This is a genomic window from Caldicellulosiruptor diazotrophicus (genome assembly GCF_017347585.1).
In the GTDB taxonomy this organism is placed as follows: domain Bacteria; phylum Bacillota; class Thermoanaerobacteria; order Caldicellulosiruptorales; family Caldicellulosiruptoraceae; genus Caldicellulosiruptor; species Caldicellulosiruptor diazotrophicus.
In genome coordinates this window covers 1,944,761-1,959,960 of the sequence record NZ_AP024480.1, presented here as the reverse complement: position 1 = coordinate 1,959,960, position 15,200 = coordinate 1,944,761, and the positions used below count along the sequence as shown (strand labels likewise).

The window sequence follows — 15,200 nt, the reverse complement described above, 5'->3', positions numbered from 1 at the left end:
ATCACCTCAAATTCTCTTTCACAATCTTTGCAATGTAGTCAAACTCAATGTTTACCCAGCTACCTACCTTTTTGTACTTCAAGGTAGTATTTTCAATGGTATGTGGAATCAAAGATATTGTAAAGTATGTGTCAAAGCTATCTACAACTGTAAGAGAAATACCATCAATTGCAACAGAACCTTTTCTGATAACAAGGCCTTTAAAATCTTCAGATGGTTTTATCCCAATTATTCTACTTTTTCCCTGAATTTTTTGCATACAAATTGTGCCAATACAGTCAACATGGCCAAGAACAATGTGACCGCCAATTCTGTCTCCCATCTTCAAAGCAGGCTGCAGATTAACTGGCATCCCCTCTTTTAAAAATTTAAGTGTGGTCCTTTCAATTGTCTCAGGTGACAGGTCAAAATCAAAAATTCCATTTGAAATATTTGTAACTGTCAGGCACACACCATCAACTGCTATACTGTCACCAATTTTTGCATCTATCTTTTTTACTTCTACACTCAGCTTTACAATATCTTCAATTTTTCTCATTAGAACAACCCTGCCAACCTCTTCAACAATACCGCTAAACATAGGTTATATCTCCTTCAATAATAGTAGAGTTTTTAAATGTTGTAACTTTTGTATTTACAAGCTTTGGGAAAAAGTCCTCAAAGCCTTCTCCACCTACCACACTTTTTGTGTTCTGCCCACCGATGAAAACATTGAATATCAATGAATACCAGTAATCCACAACTCTTTGCTTCAAAAGAGAAAAATTTAATAAACTTCCTCCCTCAACAAGGACTGATACTATCTTTTGCTGTGCAAGTTTTGAAAATGCATCTAAAAGGTCAAGATGACCATCTTCTGACGACGTTGCAAAAATTATTTTTATTCCTTTTTTAGAAAGAAGTTCTATTTTTCGAACATCATTAACATTTTCACTGCACACAATGTAGGTAGAATACTTGTCAGAGGTTTTTACGATATTGCAATCTAAAGGAATTCGAAGCTTTGAATCAAGCACAACTCTTATAGGCTGCCTTACAATCGGGCCATACCTTGCATTTAAAATTGGGTTATCTGAAATTACAGTATTTACAGAAACCATTGTTGCCATATATTTTTGACGAAGACTGTGCACAAAGATGTTTTCGTCATCTGTGTTAAACAAAAATCGCTTATTTGAAGGTGTTGCAATTTTGCCATCAATACTCTGGGCAACTTTTATGGCAATGTAGGGAATACCCTTTTTCATGTATTTAAAAAAGTCTTTGTTGACACTTTCTGCTTCTTTTTCTAAAATACCTTCTATAACTTCTATTCCGTGCTGTTTTAAAATTTGTATGCCCTTGCCATTGACAAGAGGATTTGGGTCTTTGATGGCAACCACAACTTTTTTAATGCCACTTTTTATAATTGCATCCGTGCAAGGTGGCTGTTTGCCAAAATGACAGCATGGCTCTAAGGAGACATACATTGTTGCGTTTTTGAGCGAGTTGCCATTTTTTATTGCATCCTCGATTGCTAAAACTTCAGCATGTTTTTCACCATATTTTTGATGATATCCCTTTCCGATTATTGTTCCTTTTTTTACAATCACACATCCAACTCTTGGATTTGGCAGTACCAAAGGAGAAGCTTCTTTTGCCAGCTCAAGTGCTATGTTCATGTAGTAGCTATGTGAAAGAGTCCTCAAATGCTTCCTCCTTTCTACGGTGTAATTAAATGGACAAAAAACTAAAGCCTCGAAAGTGGATTTTCCACCTTCGAGGCTTTTTGGGCTTTTGACAAGATGTATAAGAAAATCATCCTTACACATCCATTCCTTCTCCCATCCGGACTGTAACCGTTGGCACCGGAATTCCACCGGTTCTGCAAAAGCCAAAAAGGCTTTTGCTCGCGGGCTTTTACCGCCAGTGGGGAATTTCACCCCGCCCCGAAGGATGGACCTTGAACAGAAATTTATATTCAATTTTACATTTCATTATATTCGTAAATTTACAAAATTTCAATAGCAAAATTTACCTTATATCCAAACTTTGTAGACCACAGCAAGGCTTAAGACCAATAATGGAACGCCAAAATATATTATCTCAAATTTCTTGCTTGTAATTCCTACAATCAAAAACACAATAATACTCAAAATTATACCAAAAGCTAAAAATAACCCTAAAAATTTTTTAAAATATTTCGCAGACTTTGTTCCAAAAACAAAGGGGAAAAGAAAAAATTCTATCATTAAAATATAAAATACACCAAGAACAATTGTTCCAACTATATAAAAAGCATTTTTTTCAAGAATTGAACTAATTACAGAGCCAATTGTAGCTAATATAACAAGCATGTAAAAGAAAATTCTATAAATTCTCAATAATTTTTCATTCATTTTACAGTTTTCCTCCAAAAAACTTTATTACCATCTAATATTTATGAAAACTCCAGCACCTACTTTAGCAGCAAGCCCGCCACTTATTGATATTCCGCTTGATGAAAAATTAAATTTACCTTCTGCTCTCAACGTACCAGCATAACCTTTTTTAGCCAACTTCGACAGTAATGCCACCAATACTCAACCCAAAACTTTGTTTAATTTCAATAGCAGACACCATAGCTTTTCCAATATTAATAGATGCCTCTCCATAAGCTGTAATTTGTCCTTGTTTATTAGTTCCAAAACTTGAAACGCCAATAGAAAACAAAGAATTTTTATTTGAAGAACCACAGTAGGCTTGAACTGCATACACTTTTTATCACCCCTTATTTTAGCATTTTTCTCATTTCAAATTCAAGTTCATCCTCGTACCCTTTGAATAGTACTTTATCAATGTCTTCCTTGTTAAAGAAAATGTTGTAATCAGCCGAAAGGTTTCCCTCAGGATAAAAACAAGCAACATAATCAAATTCATGCCCTGTTCGCGAATTGAACTGTTTTCGACCATAAATCATTAATGGTTTGTTTCCACCTTCTAGAACGACTACACTTCCAATTAGAAGCCATTCACTTTCCACCTTAATCACCCCCATAACCATTATTTCCATTTTGTTATTAGAGAAAGAAACGTCAATAAATGTTTTTGTAATATATAATTAAAAATTCAAATACCCTAACTTACTATTTTTAAAATTTTTGTTGATAAATCAACTGCCAATGTGATAAAGTATATAACAAAGAATAATCGAAATCGCTTGCAAAACCTGTATTTGATAAAGTTAAAAAAGAATAATGAAAGGAGGCAGAGTATTTGCCGTCGATAGAAGATGTTGCAAAAAGAGCAGGTGTTTCAAAGGCAACTGTATCAAGAGTTATAAATGGAACAGCAAATGTATCTGAAAAAAAGAAAAAGGCTGTCTTAGAAGCTATTAAAGCATTGAATTACACTCCAAATGTAACGGCCAAAAATTTAGCAAGAAGAAAAACAGATACAATTGGAATTATAATCCAACAGCTCAGCAGTTGGTTTTACAGTGAAGTTGTGGGTTTGCTCAACCAATACATAACCCAGCGTGGTTACGGGGCTATATTTTGTCAGCTAATAGATAATATTGACTACTTCAAGTTCTTGGTAGGAAGAGTTGACGGGGTCATAGTTTTTGGATATAAAAATATTGATAAACAAGCATTAAAACTTTTGAATGCTAACAATGTTCCAGTTGTTCTTGCTGAAAATAATACTGAGTTCCCCAATGTTCCAAGAATAAATGTAAACAATATGCAAGGGGGCTATATTGCAACAAAGTATCTTATAGAAAAAGGATGTAGAAAGATTCTACATATATCAGGACCTCTTGAGTCTTTTGAAAGTGTTGCAAGATATGAAGGGTATAAGGCAGCATTAAGAGACTTTGGACTCGAATTTGATGAGGAACTTGTTATTGAAGGCGATTTCATGTTTCAAAAGGCGTATGAAAATACTAAAAAGCTTTTACAAAACAAAAAAATAGATGGCATATTTGCAGCAAATGACCTTATGGCATATGCAAGTATGTATGCTTTGGATGAAATGGGAATATCTGTTCCAAATGAGGTAAAAGTAGTTGGATTTGACGATGTAGATTTGGTAGGACTTCAACTTAGCAAAATGCCAAGACTTACAACAATACGTCAGCCAATTAATCTTATGGCAAAAACTGCTTGCGATATTCTTTTTGAAAAAATAGATGATCCGGCCAAAAAATTCAAAAGTGAATATATTCTTGACACTCAGCTTATAATAAGACAGTCTGCGTAAAATATGTTTTTAATATAAAAATTCAAAAAAGGAAGGTGTATTTTGTATGTATTTTATTGGAATTGATGTTGGAACATCTGGAACAAAGACAATTCTGATTGATTCAAAAGGTGAGATTTTATCTTCTGCCACATTTGAGTATCCTCTTTATCAGCCTCAGATTGGCTGGGCTGAGCAAAATCCCGAAGACTGGTGGGATGCAAGCGTAAAAGGAATTAAAGCTGTGCTTGAAAAGTCAAAGGTAGACCCCAAAGAAGTCAAAGCTGTGGGACTTACAGGGCAGATGCACGGGCTTGTGATGCTTGACAAAAGCTACAACGTTATAAGACCATCAATCATCTGGTGTGACCAGAGAACGGCTAAAGAATGTGATGAGATTACAGAAAAAGTTGGCAAGGAAAGACTTATTGAGATAACAGCAAACCCTGCACTGACAGGTTTTACAGCGTCAAAGATTCTGTGGGTGAGGAACAACGAGCCTCAAAACTATGAGAAGGTTTACAAGATTTTGCTTCCCAAAGACTATATAAGATTTAAGCTTACAGGCGAGTTTGCAACAGATGTGTCGGATGCATCTGGTATGCAGCTTTTGGACATTAAAAACAGGTGCTGGTCTGATGAGGTTCTTGAAAAGCTTGAGATAGACAAGGATTTGTTGGGCAAGGTTTACGAATCACCAGAGGTTACTGGTAAAATAAATAAAGCTGCAAGTGAGATTACAGGTCTTTGTGAAGGGACGCTTGTTGTTGCAGGTGGAGGAGACCAGGCAGCAGGTGCTGTTGGAAATGGCATAGTAAAGACTGGAGTGATTTCATCTACAATCGGTTCGTCTGGCGTTGTGTTTGCTCATCTTGACGAGTTTAAGATTGACCCACAGGGAAGGGTTCATACATTTTGTCATGCAGTACCGGGAAAGTGGCATGTGATGGGTGTAACACAAGGTGCCGGGCTTTCTCTCAAGTGGTTTAGAGACAACTTTGCTCACATCGAAAAGGCTGCGTTTGAGTTTATTGACAAAGACCCATACATTTTGATGGACCAGGAGGCAGAACTTGCAAACCCAGGCGCAGATGGACTTGTTTTCCTGCCATATTTAATGGGTGAAAGAACACCAATTTTAGACCCATATGCAAAAGGAGTTTTCTTTGGAATCACAGCAAAGCATACACGAAGAGAGTTTATTCGAGCTGTCATGGAAGGTGTTGTATTTTCACTTAAAAACTGTCTTGATATTTTATATGAGATGGGAATCGAAGTAAAAGAAGTAAGAGTTTCAGGCGGTGGTGCAAAGAGTAAGCTGTGGAGACAGATGCAAGCAGACATATTTGAGATGGATGTGTGGACGCTGAATTCCAAAGAAGGACCTGCATTTGGTGCGGCTATTCTGGCAGCAGTTGGTGCCAACGAATATAACAAAGTAGAAGAAGCGTGTGATGTTATGATTCAGAAGGTTGAAAGCTGTAGTCCAAATAAAGACTTATTTGAAGTATATAGAAAGACTTACAAACTTTATAATAGCATATATCCAAGAGTAAAAGATTTATTTAATGCATAAGAGAGCCACGATTGGCTCTCTTTTTTGTCATTTTGTTTGAAGGATTTTTGTACCTTTTGTCGAAATAATAAGGTGTGTGACTTTTTTAACAGGGGGACTGAAGATTGAAGCTACAAAAGAATTTATGGATGAGGATTTTTGAATTTTTTCTCTTCTTTTTGATAAGTTTTCCACTGGCAGTTCAAATTGCTGAAATGTTTTTTCATGTTAAAAAACCAATCATTGAATATCTTCAAATTGTAACCCTGTTCTTTGCAGTGGTGTTTTTTACAGTTTTTTATATTCTCAGATATGGCAGTGTTTTGAAAAAATATAAAGTGTTTGAGAAAAAACAAAAGGTCATAATTAAAAAGCTAAAAGAGGAAAAAGATAGTATTGAAAAGAATTATATTGATAGTATTCGACTGAACAAGGAAATGACAAATATTGTAAAGAGGTTAATTGATACCGAAAGGGATTTAAGAGAAAAGAATGAATGGTTTAAAAATTTTTTTGAGCTTTCGACTAAAATTATTAGTCTTTCAAATGTAGAAAATATAGTTGAGGTTATTGGTGAGTATAGCCATAGAACTTTAAGGTTTTTTCGTATAAGCATTTATCATGATGGTGATGATAAAAGATTCAAAATTTTGGGGCAGTATGGGCAAAAGGATGTTCATGAAGAGATTCTTCTGAGCAGAGCAAAAGAGGATATCAATATAACTTACAAGATAGAAAATAATAACTTGGTAAAAGTAGCTATTCCGGTTGTTTCAGAAGAGAGATGTGAGGGCATTTGTTTTTATGGTATTGAATGCAAAAGTACCTCAAGCGAAGATGTTGAGTATTATATAAGCCTGTGCAATTTTATCACTATAGCCATTAAAAATGCTATCTATTATTCAAATCTTAAAAAACAGAAATCGGAAATAGAAGATTTATACGAGAAAAGCACTTACATGAACGAAAAGTTAAAAGAAACAATTGAGGAGTTAAATAAATCAAAGGCTGAGCTTGAAAAGAAAAACCAGGAGATTGAAAAGTTTTTTTATGAAACAATCTTGTGTTTATCCAAAGCAATTGAGTACAAGGATATGTATACAAAAGGACATTGTGAAAGAGTTCAAAACATTGCTTTGAAAATTGCCGAGGAACTATCACTTTCAGATGAAGAGAAAGATATTCTAAAAGTTGCTTGTCTTTTACATGATATAGGGAAGATTGGTGTGAAAGAAGATATACTGAACAAAAAAGGTTCTTTAGAAGCTCATGAGTATAAGGAAATACAAAAACATCCTCTAATAGGTTACAATATTTTGAAAGATTTAGAGTTTACTGACAGAATAAAAAAGGTTGTACTTCAGCACCATGAAAGGGTAGATGGCAGAGGTTATCCATTTGGTCTGAAAGATGAAGAAATAGACCTTCTTGCAAAGATTGTAGCTGTTGCTGATGCTTATGATGCAATGACTTCTGATAGACCATATAGAAGAGCTTTTGATAAACAAGCAGCACTTAACGAAATGAAAAAGTGTGATGGTAGTCAATTCGATACTACTATAGTGGAAAAGCTAATTAATTTAGCACAAAAGGGTTTAGTGATGTTTTTATAGAAAAAGAATAAGGAGTGTGTTAAAATTATTAAATAAGTATTGATAAGAGGGAAAAACAAAGATGTTCAAGGTGATTTTAGCAATAAAGAACAAAAAGTTGCATTCTGTTGTAAAAAATTCCCTTATTGAAAATGGTTATACTATTGCTGATACTGCTTCAGACTTTGCAGATTGTCTGAGGAAGATAAGAGTTTTAAAACCAGATATTGTTATTATGGAGTATGGTTTTAGTGTTGGAAGTATTGTAGAGATGATTGATATTCTAAAAAACGATAGAATATGTCCTGTTATCATTTTGGCAAACCAAGCACAAAGGTCTAATATAGAAAGTGTAATCTTAGAGGACGATGAATTTAATATTTTTTTGTATAGCCCATTTAATAAGTGGGCTTTTATATCTTTTGTTGAAACTATTGTCAAGAATTGGATAAGATTAAGAAAACTGGAAGAACAAATAAGAAAGCTTCAGGATGATTTAGAAACGAGAAAACTTGTTGAAAGGGCAAAAGGGATTTTAATGAAAGATCTAAAGCTTGATGAAGAAAGTGCAATGAAAAAACTTCAAAAACTTAGTATGGACCATCAGATGCCCATTAAAGAAGTTGCAAAGAGAATCATAGAATGGAAATTGAAAAATTCAAAATAGGTAAGGCAAATCTAATGAATGTACTTGTATTTGGAGGGTTTGATAGAGAAAATAGAAGACTTTATGTCATGAGTGAATATGTAGAAGTACTTTTAATATTAAATGCAAAACCTATAATTTTCCCAATAAGCGCTTTGTCAACCAAGTTTTTGAAAGAGTACATACAGATGTGTGAATGTGTTCTTTTTTGTGGAGGTGAGGATGTTCATCCTAAATTTTATGGCAAAGAACCTCAAGTAGGAATAAGAAAAATCAATCTTTTGAGAGATGAAATAGAACTTGAAGCAATAAAAATTTCATATGAGATGGACAGAAGGGTTTTGGCAATTTGTAGAGGTTTGCAGGTTATGAATGTTGCGTTTGGTGGGACTTTGATACAGGACTTAGAAAGAAAAACAACCATTTCTCATTACCAGAATCTTGATGGTATATATGGATATCACACTGTGGAGATTGTTGGAGGGTTATTAGCCAGCATCTTTGGGAGCCGAAGGATTTTAGTAAACTCTTTTCACCATCAGGCAATAGAAGAGGTAGCACCTGGTTTTGAAATAGAGGCTGTATCAGCAGATGGTATAGTGGAGGCAATTTCAAAAAAGGACAGAAGTTTTTTTGTAGGTGTGCAATGGCATCCCGAGCTTATGGTAAAAAATAACCTTTATCAAAAAGAGCTTTTTGAGAGGTTTCTGGAAGGGTGATGTATTTGAATATTGGTAAAATATCTGATATGATTTTGAAGTACAGTGGTAAAATAATCTACTCTTTAATCATCATAGTTGTAGGTTTTTTATTTTTGAAGTTTTCTAATAGAATGCTTGAGAAATGGAAGAAAAAACAGAGAAGTTCTGTATTTCCTATCAATCAAAAAAGGATAGATACTCTTGCAGCACTTTTCAAAAGTATTATAAAATACTCTATATATTTTTTGATAATTGTACTCATTCTTGAAAACTTTAACGTTTCAATCAAAACAATCTTAGCTGTTGCAGGAATAGGTGGACTTGCAATAGGTTTTGGTGCACAGAGTTTAATTAAAGATGTAATAGCAGGTCTTTTTTTAATTATAGAAGACCAGCTGTCTGTTGGTGACTATGTCACAATTGATGGGAGAAGTGGTACCGTAAAAGAAATGGGAATAAAGACAATTAAAATTCAAGACTACAACGGCTCAATCCATATTATTCCAAATGGTTCCATAGGGGCTATTACTAACTGGTCGAGGCACAACTCAAAGGCAATTGTGGATGTTAAGCTCAACACAAAAATGAACTTTGATGAGGTGTCTTTGAAGCTTCAAGAGGTGTTCAAAGAGATTGAAGAAGAATTCAAAGAAGACATTGTTACACCACCGCAGATTGTTGGTATTGTGGACACAAACTGGATAGAATATACACTCAGAATTGTGACAGAGACAAAACCTCTTCGACATTGGGATTTAGAGAGGGCGATGAGAAAAAAGATTATTGAAAAGCTTTTTGTAAACTAAAAAACTAAAAGCTTGGAAAGGGGTAGTATAGAACAAAGATGAAAGTTTCAGAACTTTTTATGCCAACAATGAAAGAAACACCTTCTGATACAGAGATAGAGTCGCACAAGCTTATGCTAAGATCAGGATTTATGAGACAACTTTCTTCAGGTATCTATGTTTATCTTCCGCTTGGTTATAGAGTACTCAGAAAAATTGAGAATATTGTTCGTGAAGAGATGGATAGAAGCGGTGCGCAAGAAGTTCATATGTCTGCACTTATGCCAAAAGAGCTTTGGGAAGAGTCAGGCAGGTGGGCAGTATTTGGACCAGAGATGTTTAGAATAAAGGATAGAAATGAAAGGGAGTACTGTTTGGGACCTACTCACGAAGAAGCATTTACTTATATAGTCAGGAATGAGATTTCATCTTACAGGGATCTTCCAAAAATTTTGTATCAAATTCAAACAAAGTTTCGTGATGAAAGAAGACCACGGTTTGGGGTTATGCGCTGCCGAGAGTTTACAATGAAAGATGCTTATTCTTTTGACATTGATGAAAAAGGCTTAGAAATATCGTACCAAAAGATGTATGATGCATATGTAAGGATATTCAAAAGATGCGGACTTGATGTAAAGATTGTCGAGGCAGACACAGGGGCAATGGGCGGAGCAAGTTCACATGAGTTTATGGTTCCATCATCTGTTGGCGAGGCAGAGATTGCATATTGTAAAGCCTGCGGATATGCTGCAAACTTGGAAAAGGCAGAGTGTTTGGACACACCAGTTGAAAACAATGAGGAGCTAAAAGAAAAACAGGAAGTCTACACTCCAAATGTAAGAACAATTGAGGAGCTTGTGAACTTCCTGGGTATTGACAGTACAAGGTTTGTAAAAACAATGATTTACAAGGCAGATGACAAGTTTGTTGCAGTGCTGGTGAGAGGAGATAGAGAGGTAAATGAAACAAAATTAAAAAATCTTTTAGGAGCTACAGACCTTGAGCTTGCATCGGCAGAAGATGTAGAGAAAATTACAGGTGCAAAGGTGGGATTTGCCGGGCCAATTGGACTGCCGATAGATGTGTATGCAGACAACGAGATAAAATATCTCAAAAACTTTGTGGTTGGCGCAAATAAGACAGATTACCATATAAAGAATGTTAATCTTTCAGATTTTAAAGTAACAAAGTTTGCTGACCTCAGGAATATAACACAAGACGACCTTTGTCCAAAATGCCACTCTCAAAAGGTGACAATTGAAAGAGGAATTGAAGTTGGACATATATTTAAGCTTGGTACAAAGTATACAGAGGCATTTAATTGTGTTTATACAGATGAAAAAGGCGAGAAGAAGCTAATGATAATGGGATGTTATGGTATTGGTATCAACAGGACAGCTGCAGCTATCATTGAACAGATGCACGATGAGGACGGTATAATCTGGCCAATTACTGTTGCACCGTATGAGGTAATTGTTGTGCCTGTAAATGTAAAAGATGAAAATCAGAACAAGATTGCATTTGAGATTTATGAAAACCTTCAGAAAAATGGAGTTGAGGTTTTGATTGATGACAGAGATGAAAGAGCGGGCGTTAAGTTCAAGGATGCAGATTTGATTGGAATTCCGTTCAGAGTTACTGTTGGGAAGAAAATATCAGAAGGAAAGCTTGAGATTAGAAACAGAAGAACAAAAGAATCTTTTGAAGTTGAAATTGAGAAAGCAATAGAGTTTGTAATGAATCTAATCAAGGAAGAAAAAGCAAAATACCAAATATAAGTTTGAAATGCTTGTCAGCAAAAGGGGCTTTAGACAGAAGCCCCTTTTTGTTATTTTTAAGAAAAATTTTTAGTTCAAGGAGGTTTTGAAAATGAGGATTATTGATGTTAGCAGTCCAATTTCAAATAGTATGGTTTATTTTCCTGGTGACCCAAAACCACAAATATCAAAGGTTTATAGCATTGAAAAAGGAGAAGCAGCAAACGTGAGCAAGCTCATACTTTCATCACACACAGGGACGCACATTGACGCCCCAGCTCATTTTATAAAGGATGGTAGGACAGTTGACCAGATTCCTTTGGAATACTTGATAGGAGAAGTCAAGGTTTTTGAAGTCTATGATAACGATAGTATAACCAGAGAGTTTCTTGAAAGCAAGGACATAGACTATGGTGATAGGATATTTTTCAAGACCAAAAATTCTCAGTATCTTAGCAACACCTCAGAGTTCTATGAAAATTATGTTTATTTGAGCTTAGAGGCAGCCCAGTTTCTCATCGAAAAGAAAGTTCAGGTTGTGGGGATTGATTGTCTTTCGATAGAGGAATTTGCTTCCTACGATTTTGCTGTGCACAAGCTACTTCTTTCCAATGATGTGGTGATTATTGAAGGTTTAGACCTTTCACAGGTATGTAGAGGGAAATACAGGTATGCAGCACTGCCGCTAAAAATAAAAGACTGCGACGGTGCACCTGCAAGGGTGGTGTTGATTGAAGACTAAGTTTCTTTGTTAATGTGTGAAATTAAGGATTTCAAAATTAAAGCGATTTTTAGAAGGCACCAATGTGGTAAAATAAATGTAGGTGCCATTTTTGTTTTTAAGGTTAAAGATTAAGTCATTTAACAAAGGGAGAGGGTTTTGAAAATGCTTTTTAAAGACAGGGTAGATGCTGGAGAAAAGTTAGCTAAGAAATTAGAAATATTTAAGGGAAGGCAAGATGTTGTAATTTTTGCAGTTCCAAGAGGTGGACTGGTTGTCGCAAAAGTAATTGCAGATAGGCTCAAAATCCCTTTGGATATTGTGTTGGCAAAAAAGATAGGTGCCCCTTTTAACAGAGAGTTTGCTATTGCCGCAGTGGACATAAATGGGGATGTGGTTTTAAATAATGAGTATTTAGAATATTTTTCTATGAAAGACGAATATATTGAACACCAAAAGAAAAGAGTCTTAGTGGGCTTGAAGGACCAGCTTATTGAGTACAGGGGTTCTATCGAATATAAAAGCTTGGAAAATAAGGAGGCTATAATAGTAGACGATGGAATTGCAACAGGCGCAACAACAAAAGCATGTATAAGGTTTCTTTCAAAACTAAATCCTAAAAAGATATACGTTGCAACACCGGTAATTGCACCTTCGACGTTAAAAGAACTGGAAAAAGAATGTGATGGTATCTTTTATATTGTAAGTAGTGAACCATTTTGGGCAGTTGGACAGTTTTATGTCAACTTTTCACAGGTCTCTGAAGAGGATATTAAAAAGCTGCTAAGTTAAAATTTTTTTGAAAACTATGTGCACAAAAATGTTAACATAAAGAGGCTTTTGTGGTAATATAGAATAAAACAAATGGCGGTTGAGTGTGATAAAGAAATGGATTTTTACAGGGTTGGTGATAAGGTCATAAGTCTTCAAAAAATAGTGGATGAAGTCAAGAAAATATTGGACCTTCGTCAAAAAGGATTTTCGCAGATTGAGGTTGCCGAAAAGCTGAAAATAGACAGGTCTTTTATCTCAAAGCTTGAAGGGCTTGGAGAAGTACGCAAGGGCAAAAAAATTGCTGCAATTGGATTTCCTGTAAAAAACAAGCATGAGGTAGAGCAGGTATTGAAGAGTTACGGAATAAACTACTATCTGTTAATGACAGAAGAAGAAAGAAATAGTTTTATAAACTCCCTTTCTGCTGCTGAGCTTTTAAATATCATGAGTGAATATATAAATAATTTTAAAATGTTTGACATTGTAATTGCCATGGGTTCGGACTTTAGACTAAACTGGTTCAAAGCTTTTCTTGATTGTGAGGTCATTACGATACCTCTGGGAAAATCTCCGCTCAAATATGATGTTGAAGTGGATGTGGAAGAGCTGAAGAGAATTTTAGATTCTATTGTGAAGTAGCAAGAAGGAAAAGGAGATGTTTTTTGCATGAAAAGGGTAGTGAGTGTCAGCATTGGTTCGAGCAAGAGAGATCACAAAACCCAAGCTAAAATAATGGGTATTGACTTTGAGATTGAAAGAATAGGAACGGATGGAGATATAAAAAAGGCAATAGAGATTATAAAGTCATTAGATGGTAAAGTAGATGCCTTTGGTATGGGAGGAATTGACATTGTACTTTACGGTGGAGGTAAAAATTATGTCATAAGAGAGGCTATTCCTATAAAAAATGCTGCTCAAAAAACTCCTCTTGTGGACGGCACAGGTGTTAAAAATACCTTTGAAAAATGGGTTATAAAATATCTTCAAGACAACAGCATAATAGATTTCAAAGGAAAAACGGCACTTGTTGTATGTGCACTTGATAGATACAAACTTGCAGAGGGACTATATGAAGCTGGATGTAAGCTTTTGCTTGGTGATGCCCTATTTGCCTTGGGAATTCCACTTATGATAAAGAGTCTCAGGGTATTTTACTATCTTGCGGCTTTGCTTGTCCCATTGATAATAAAGCTGCCTTTTAAAATGTTGTATCCCAATGATGACAAAAAAGAAGAAAACCCTAAAAAGCTTAGAAAGTATTGGAAATATTTTAAAATGGCAGACATCATTGCGGGAGATTATAAATACATTCAAAAGTACATGCCAGATAGTTTGGAAGGAAAGATAATCATCACAAATACCATTACAAAAGAGGATGTTGAAGAGCTTAAAAAAAGAAAACTAAAGATGCTTGTTACTACAACACCTGAATTTGAGGGCAGATCTTTTGGAACAAATGTTGTTGAGGCTATTTTAGTTGCCCTGACGGGTAAAAAATTGGAAGATATGAGCCAAAAAGAGATAGAAAAGCTCATAAAAGAGATTGATTTTAAGCCCAGAGTAGAAATATTCTATTAGTAGAAGATATTTTCTTGGGTTGATAAAAATTTATACTGTTACATTTGTTTTAGAAAGTGAAAATAGGATTTTCGTTCCAGAATATGCAAAGTTATTTCCTCTATTTTTAAGAAAAATTTTGGTTGCAAATTCACAACCTAAGTTTGAAGAATATATAAGGCTAATTAGTGGAATAGAGATGAGATTGGAATTTTTCATGTTTCCAGAAACAAAAAATATTTCTAAAAAACATAAAAAAATAAGACATTTTATTGACCAACAAAGAAAAGGAAGAGTTATACATTTTGATTGGACGTATGAACAAAACATTCACATTAATTGTTTTATTGCATATTATATTGTAAGAGAAGTATTAAAAAAATATGGTCAGCGTTTAAAAAACAGAAAAATAGGAATAATTGGACTTGAAAAAGCTAAAAAAAATGGACTTTTATATGAGCTTGCGGAAAATACAGATATTCTTTATACTTCATTTGCTTCATTTCAAGAGACAAAAATAGCTGATGAACTTTTGGGAGAGTTCGGAACAGTTATAATAAACTGCTGGGAAGAAGAGAAATTGTTTGAAAATGCTGATCTAGTGTTTGTGTTCAGAGAGTTAGACAAGACAGCTTATGCGTTAAAAAGAGGGATGGTATGCTATCCTGAAAAGGGTGTGGTAGAAGATTTTGAATTTTTGAAGAAGTTCTTTTTTCTTTCTGAGATTTGTGTTGATTTTCTTCCTCTGAAAGATATATGTATATATAACGTGACACCCTTTATCAATTTGCCTATTAACATGGTTGAAATCATTTGTGAAAAGCTTCTTTTTACAACAATAAATAACTTTTCAGATGCTAAAAAAATCTTTACAAAAGACCTCTTTGATGTTAAAATAAAGCTCAAGTAACA

The 15,200-nt window shown here is 34.7% G+C and carries 18 protein-coding genes and 1 riboswitch; of the genes, 12 read left to right on the top strand and 6 right to left on the bottom strand.

Annotated features, from left to right (window positions below):
- Position 1 precedes the first annotated feature (1 nt).
- From CaldiYA01_RS09430 to CaldiYA01_RS09410, 6 genes are all read right to left on the bottom strand, one after another.
- Positions 2 to 580, bottom strand: a complete 579-nt coding sequence (locus tag CaldiYA01_RS09430) for a riboflavin synthase (protein WP_207179096.1) — start codon at positions 578 to 580, stop codon at positions 2 to 4.
- Entirely contained in the window at positions 573 to 1,688 is a 1,116-nt protein-coding gene (ribD, locus tag CaldiYA01_RS09425) for a bifunctional diaminohydroxyphosphoribosylaminopyrimidine deaminase/5-amino-6-(5-phosphoribosylamino)uracil reductase RibD (RefSeq protein ID WP_207179095.1), read from the bottom strand. Before ribD ends, CaldiYA01_RS09430 begins: the two co-directional genes overlap by 8 nt.
- Positions 1,689 to 1,811: 123 nt before the next feature.
- Positions 1,812 to 1,940, bottom strand: a riboswitch (FMN riboswitch).
- A 78-nt stretch (positions 1,941 to 2,018) separates the two neighbouring features.
- The gene (locus tag CaldiYA01_RS09420) at positions 2,019 to 2,378 is read right to left on the bottom strand and encodes a hypothetical protein (protein ID WP_207179094.1); all 360 of its coding nucleotides are present in this window, start codon (positions 2,376 to 2,378) and stop codon (positions 2,019 to 2,021) included.
- A 27-nt stretch (positions 2,379 to 2,405) separates the two neighbouring features.
- Positions 2,406 to 2,537 carry a hypothetical protein gene (locus CaldiYA01_RS12405; protein ID WP_269076398.1) on the bottom strand — a complete coding sequence of 44 codons (132 nt, stop codon included), beginning with the start codon at positions 2,535 to 2,537 and terminating at the stop codon, positions 2,406 to 2,408.
- Positions 2,530 to 2,736: a hypothetical protein gene (locus CaldiYA01_RS09415; protein WP_207179092.1), complete on the bottom strand. Its 207-nt coding sequence runs from the start codon at positions 2,734 to 2,736 to the stop codon at positions 2,530 to 2,532. Before CaldiYA01_RS09415 ends, CaldiYA01_RS12405 begins: the two co-directional genes overlap by 8 nt.
- Before the next feature lie 13 nt (positions 2,737 to 2,749).
- Complete coding sequence (locus CaldiYA01_RS09410) at positions 2,750 to 3,016, bottom strand: DUF4176 domain-containing protein (RefSeq protein WP_207179090.1); 267 nt, start codon at positions 3,014 to 3,016, stop codon at positions 2,750 to 2,752.
- A gap of 218 nt (positions 3,017 to 3,234) precedes the next feature.
- Here CaldiYA01_RS09410 and CaldiYA01_RS09405 point away from each other — a divergent pair, with 218 nt between their 5' ends.
- The 12 genes from CaldiYA01_RS09405 to CaldiYA01_RS09350 all read left to right on the top strand — a co-directional run bounded on the left by CaldiYA01_RS09405 (position 3,235) and on the right by CaldiYA01_RS09350 (position 15,198).
- Positions 3,235 to 4,221, top strand: coding sequence for a LacI family DNA-binding transcriptional regulator (locus tag CaldiYA01_RS09405; RefSeq protein ID WP_207179089.1), 987 nt, complete (start codon positions 3,235 to 3,237; stop codon positions 4,219 to 4,221).
- Positions 4,222 to 4,267: 46 nt separating this feature from the next.
- On the top strand, positions 4,268 to 5,776 hold the full coding sequence (gene xylB / locus CaldiYA01_RS09400; RefSeq protein WP_207179088.1) for a xylulokinase: 1,509 nt from the start codon (positions 4,268 to 4,270) through the stop codon (positions 5,774 to 5,776).
- Between the two features lie 104 nt (positions 5,777 to 5,880).
- The gene (locus CaldiYA01_RS09395; protein ID WP_207179087.1) at positions 5,881 to 7,368 is read left to right on the top strand and encodes an HD-GYP domain-containing protein; all 1,488 of its coding nucleotides are present in this window, start codon (positions 5,881 to 5,883) and stop codon (positions 7,366 to 7,368) included.
- Positions 7,369 to 7,429: 61 nt separating this feature from the next.
- Positions 7,430 to 8,014, top strand: coding sequence for an ANTAR domain-containing response regulator (locus CaldiYA01_RS09390; protein ID WP_207179086.1), 585 nt, complete (start codon positions 7,430 to 7,432; stop codon positions 8,012 to 8,014).
- The gene (locus tag CaldiYA01_RS09385) at positions 7,990 to 8,712 is read left to right on the top strand and encodes a gamma-glutamyl-gamma-aminobutyrate hydrolase family protein (protein ID WP_207179085.1); all 723 of its coding nucleotides are present in this window, start codon (positions 7,990 to 7,992) and stop codon (positions 8,710 to 8,712) included. Before CaldiYA01_RS09390 ends, CaldiYA01_RS09385 begins: the two co-directional genes overlap by 25 nt.
- A complete protein-coding gene (locus tag CaldiYA01_RS09380; RefSeq protein WP_207182820.1) occupies positions 8,712 to 9,500 on the top strand; it encodes a mechanosensitive ion channel family protein in 789 nt (262 codons plus the stop codon). Before CaldiYA01_RS09385 ends, CaldiYA01_RS09380 begins: the two co-directional genes overlap by 1 nt.
- 38 nt (positions 9,501 to 9,538) lie before the next feature.
- The gene (locus CaldiYA01_RS09375; RefSeq protein ID WP_207179084.1) at positions 9,539 to 11,257 is read left to right on the top strand and encodes a proline--tRNA ligase; all 1,719 of its coding nucleotides are present in this window, start codon (positions 9,539 to 9,541) and stop codon (positions 11,255 to 11,257) included.
- Positions 11,258 to 11,348: 91 nt separating this feature from the next.
- Positions 11,349 to 11,978 (top strand): cyclase family protein, encoded by a 630-nt coding sequence (locus CaldiYA01_RS09370; RefSeq protein ID WP_207179082.1) that lies wholly within the window; start codon positions 11,349 to 11,351, stop codon positions 11,976 to 11,978.
- Positions 11,979 to 12,122: 144 nt separating this feature from the next.
- A complete protein-coding gene (locus tag CaldiYA01_RS09365; protein ID WP_207179080.1) occupies positions 12,123 to 12,749 on the top strand; it encodes a phosphoribosyltransferase in 627 nt (208 codons plus the stop codon).
- 96 nt (positions 12,750 to 12,845) lie between these two features.
- A complete protein-coding gene (locus CaldiYA01_RS09360; RefSeq protein WP_207179078.1) occupies positions 12,846 to 13,370 on the top strand; it encodes a helix-turn-helix domain-containing protein in 525 nt (174 codons plus the stop codon).
- A 27-nt stretch (positions 13,371 to 13,397) separates the two neighbouring features.
- Positions 13,398 to 14,309: a quinate 5-dehydrogenase gene (locus tag CaldiYA01_RS09355; RefSeq protein WP_207179076.1), complete on the top strand. Its 912-nt coding sequence runs from the start codon at positions 13,398 to 13,400 to the stop codon at positions 14,307 to 14,309.
- A 19-nt stretch (positions 14,310 to 14,328) separates the two neighbouring features.
- Positions 14,329 to 15,198 (top strand): hypothetical protein, encoded by an 870-nt coding sequence (locus tag CaldiYA01_RS09350; RefSeq protein WP_207179073.1) that lies wholly within the window; start codon positions 14,329 to 14,331, stop codon positions 15,196 to 15,198.
- Positions 15,199 to 15,200 lie beyond the last annotated feature (2 nt).

Bases quoted from the DNA above. Each gene is read 5' to 3' on its own strand.
- CaldiYA01_RS09375 (WP_207179084.1), top strand. From the start codon at position 9,539: ATGAAAGTTTCAGAACTTTTTATGCCAACAATGAAAGAAACACCTTCT.
- CaldiYA01_RS09380 (WP_207182820.1), top strand. From the start codon at position 8,712: ATGTATTTGAATATTGGTAAAATATCTGATATGATTTTGAAGTACAGT.
- CaldiYA01_RS09365 (WP_207179080.1), top strand. From the start codon at position 12,123: ATGCTTTTTAAAGACAGGGTAGATGCTGGAGAAAAGTTAGCTAAGAAA.
- xylB (WP_207179088.1), top strand. From the start codon at position 4,268: ATGTATTTTATTGGAATTGATGTTGGAACATCTGGAACAAAGACAATT.
- CaldiYA01_RS09390 (WP_207179086.1), top strand. From the start codon at position 7,430: ATGTTCAAGGTGATTTTAGCAATAAAGAACAAAAAGTTGCATTCTGTT.
- CaldiYA01_RS09360 (WP_207179078.1), top strand. From the start codon at position 12,846: ATGGATTTTTACAGGGTTGGTGATAAGGTCATAAGTCTTCAAAAAATA.
- CaldiYA01_RS09420 (WP_207179094.1), bottom strand. From the start codon at position 2,378: ATGAATGAAAAATTATTGAGAATTTATAGAATTTTCTTTTACATGCTT.
- CaldiYA01_RS09430 (WP_207179096.1), bottom strand. From the start codon at position 580: ATGTTTAGCGGTATTGTTGAAGAGGTTGGCAGGGTTGTTCTAATGAGA.
- CaldiYA01_RS09410 (WP_207179090.1), bottom strand. From the start codon at position 3,016: ATGGGGGTGATTAAGGTGGAAAGTGAATGGCTTCTAATTGGAAGTGTA.
- CaldiYA01_RS09370 (WP_207179082.1), top strand. From the start codon at position 11,349: ATGAGGATTATTGATGTTAGCAGTCCAATTTCAAATAGTATGGTTTAT.
- CaldiYA01_RS09355 (WP_207179076.1), top strand. From the start codon at position 13,398: ATGAAAAGGGTAGTGAGTGTCAGCATTGGTTCGAGCAAGAGAGATCAC.
- CaldiYA01_RS09385 (WP_207179085.1), top strand. From the start codon at position 7,990: ATGGAAATTGAAAAATTCAAAATAGGTAAGGCAAATCTAATGAATGTA.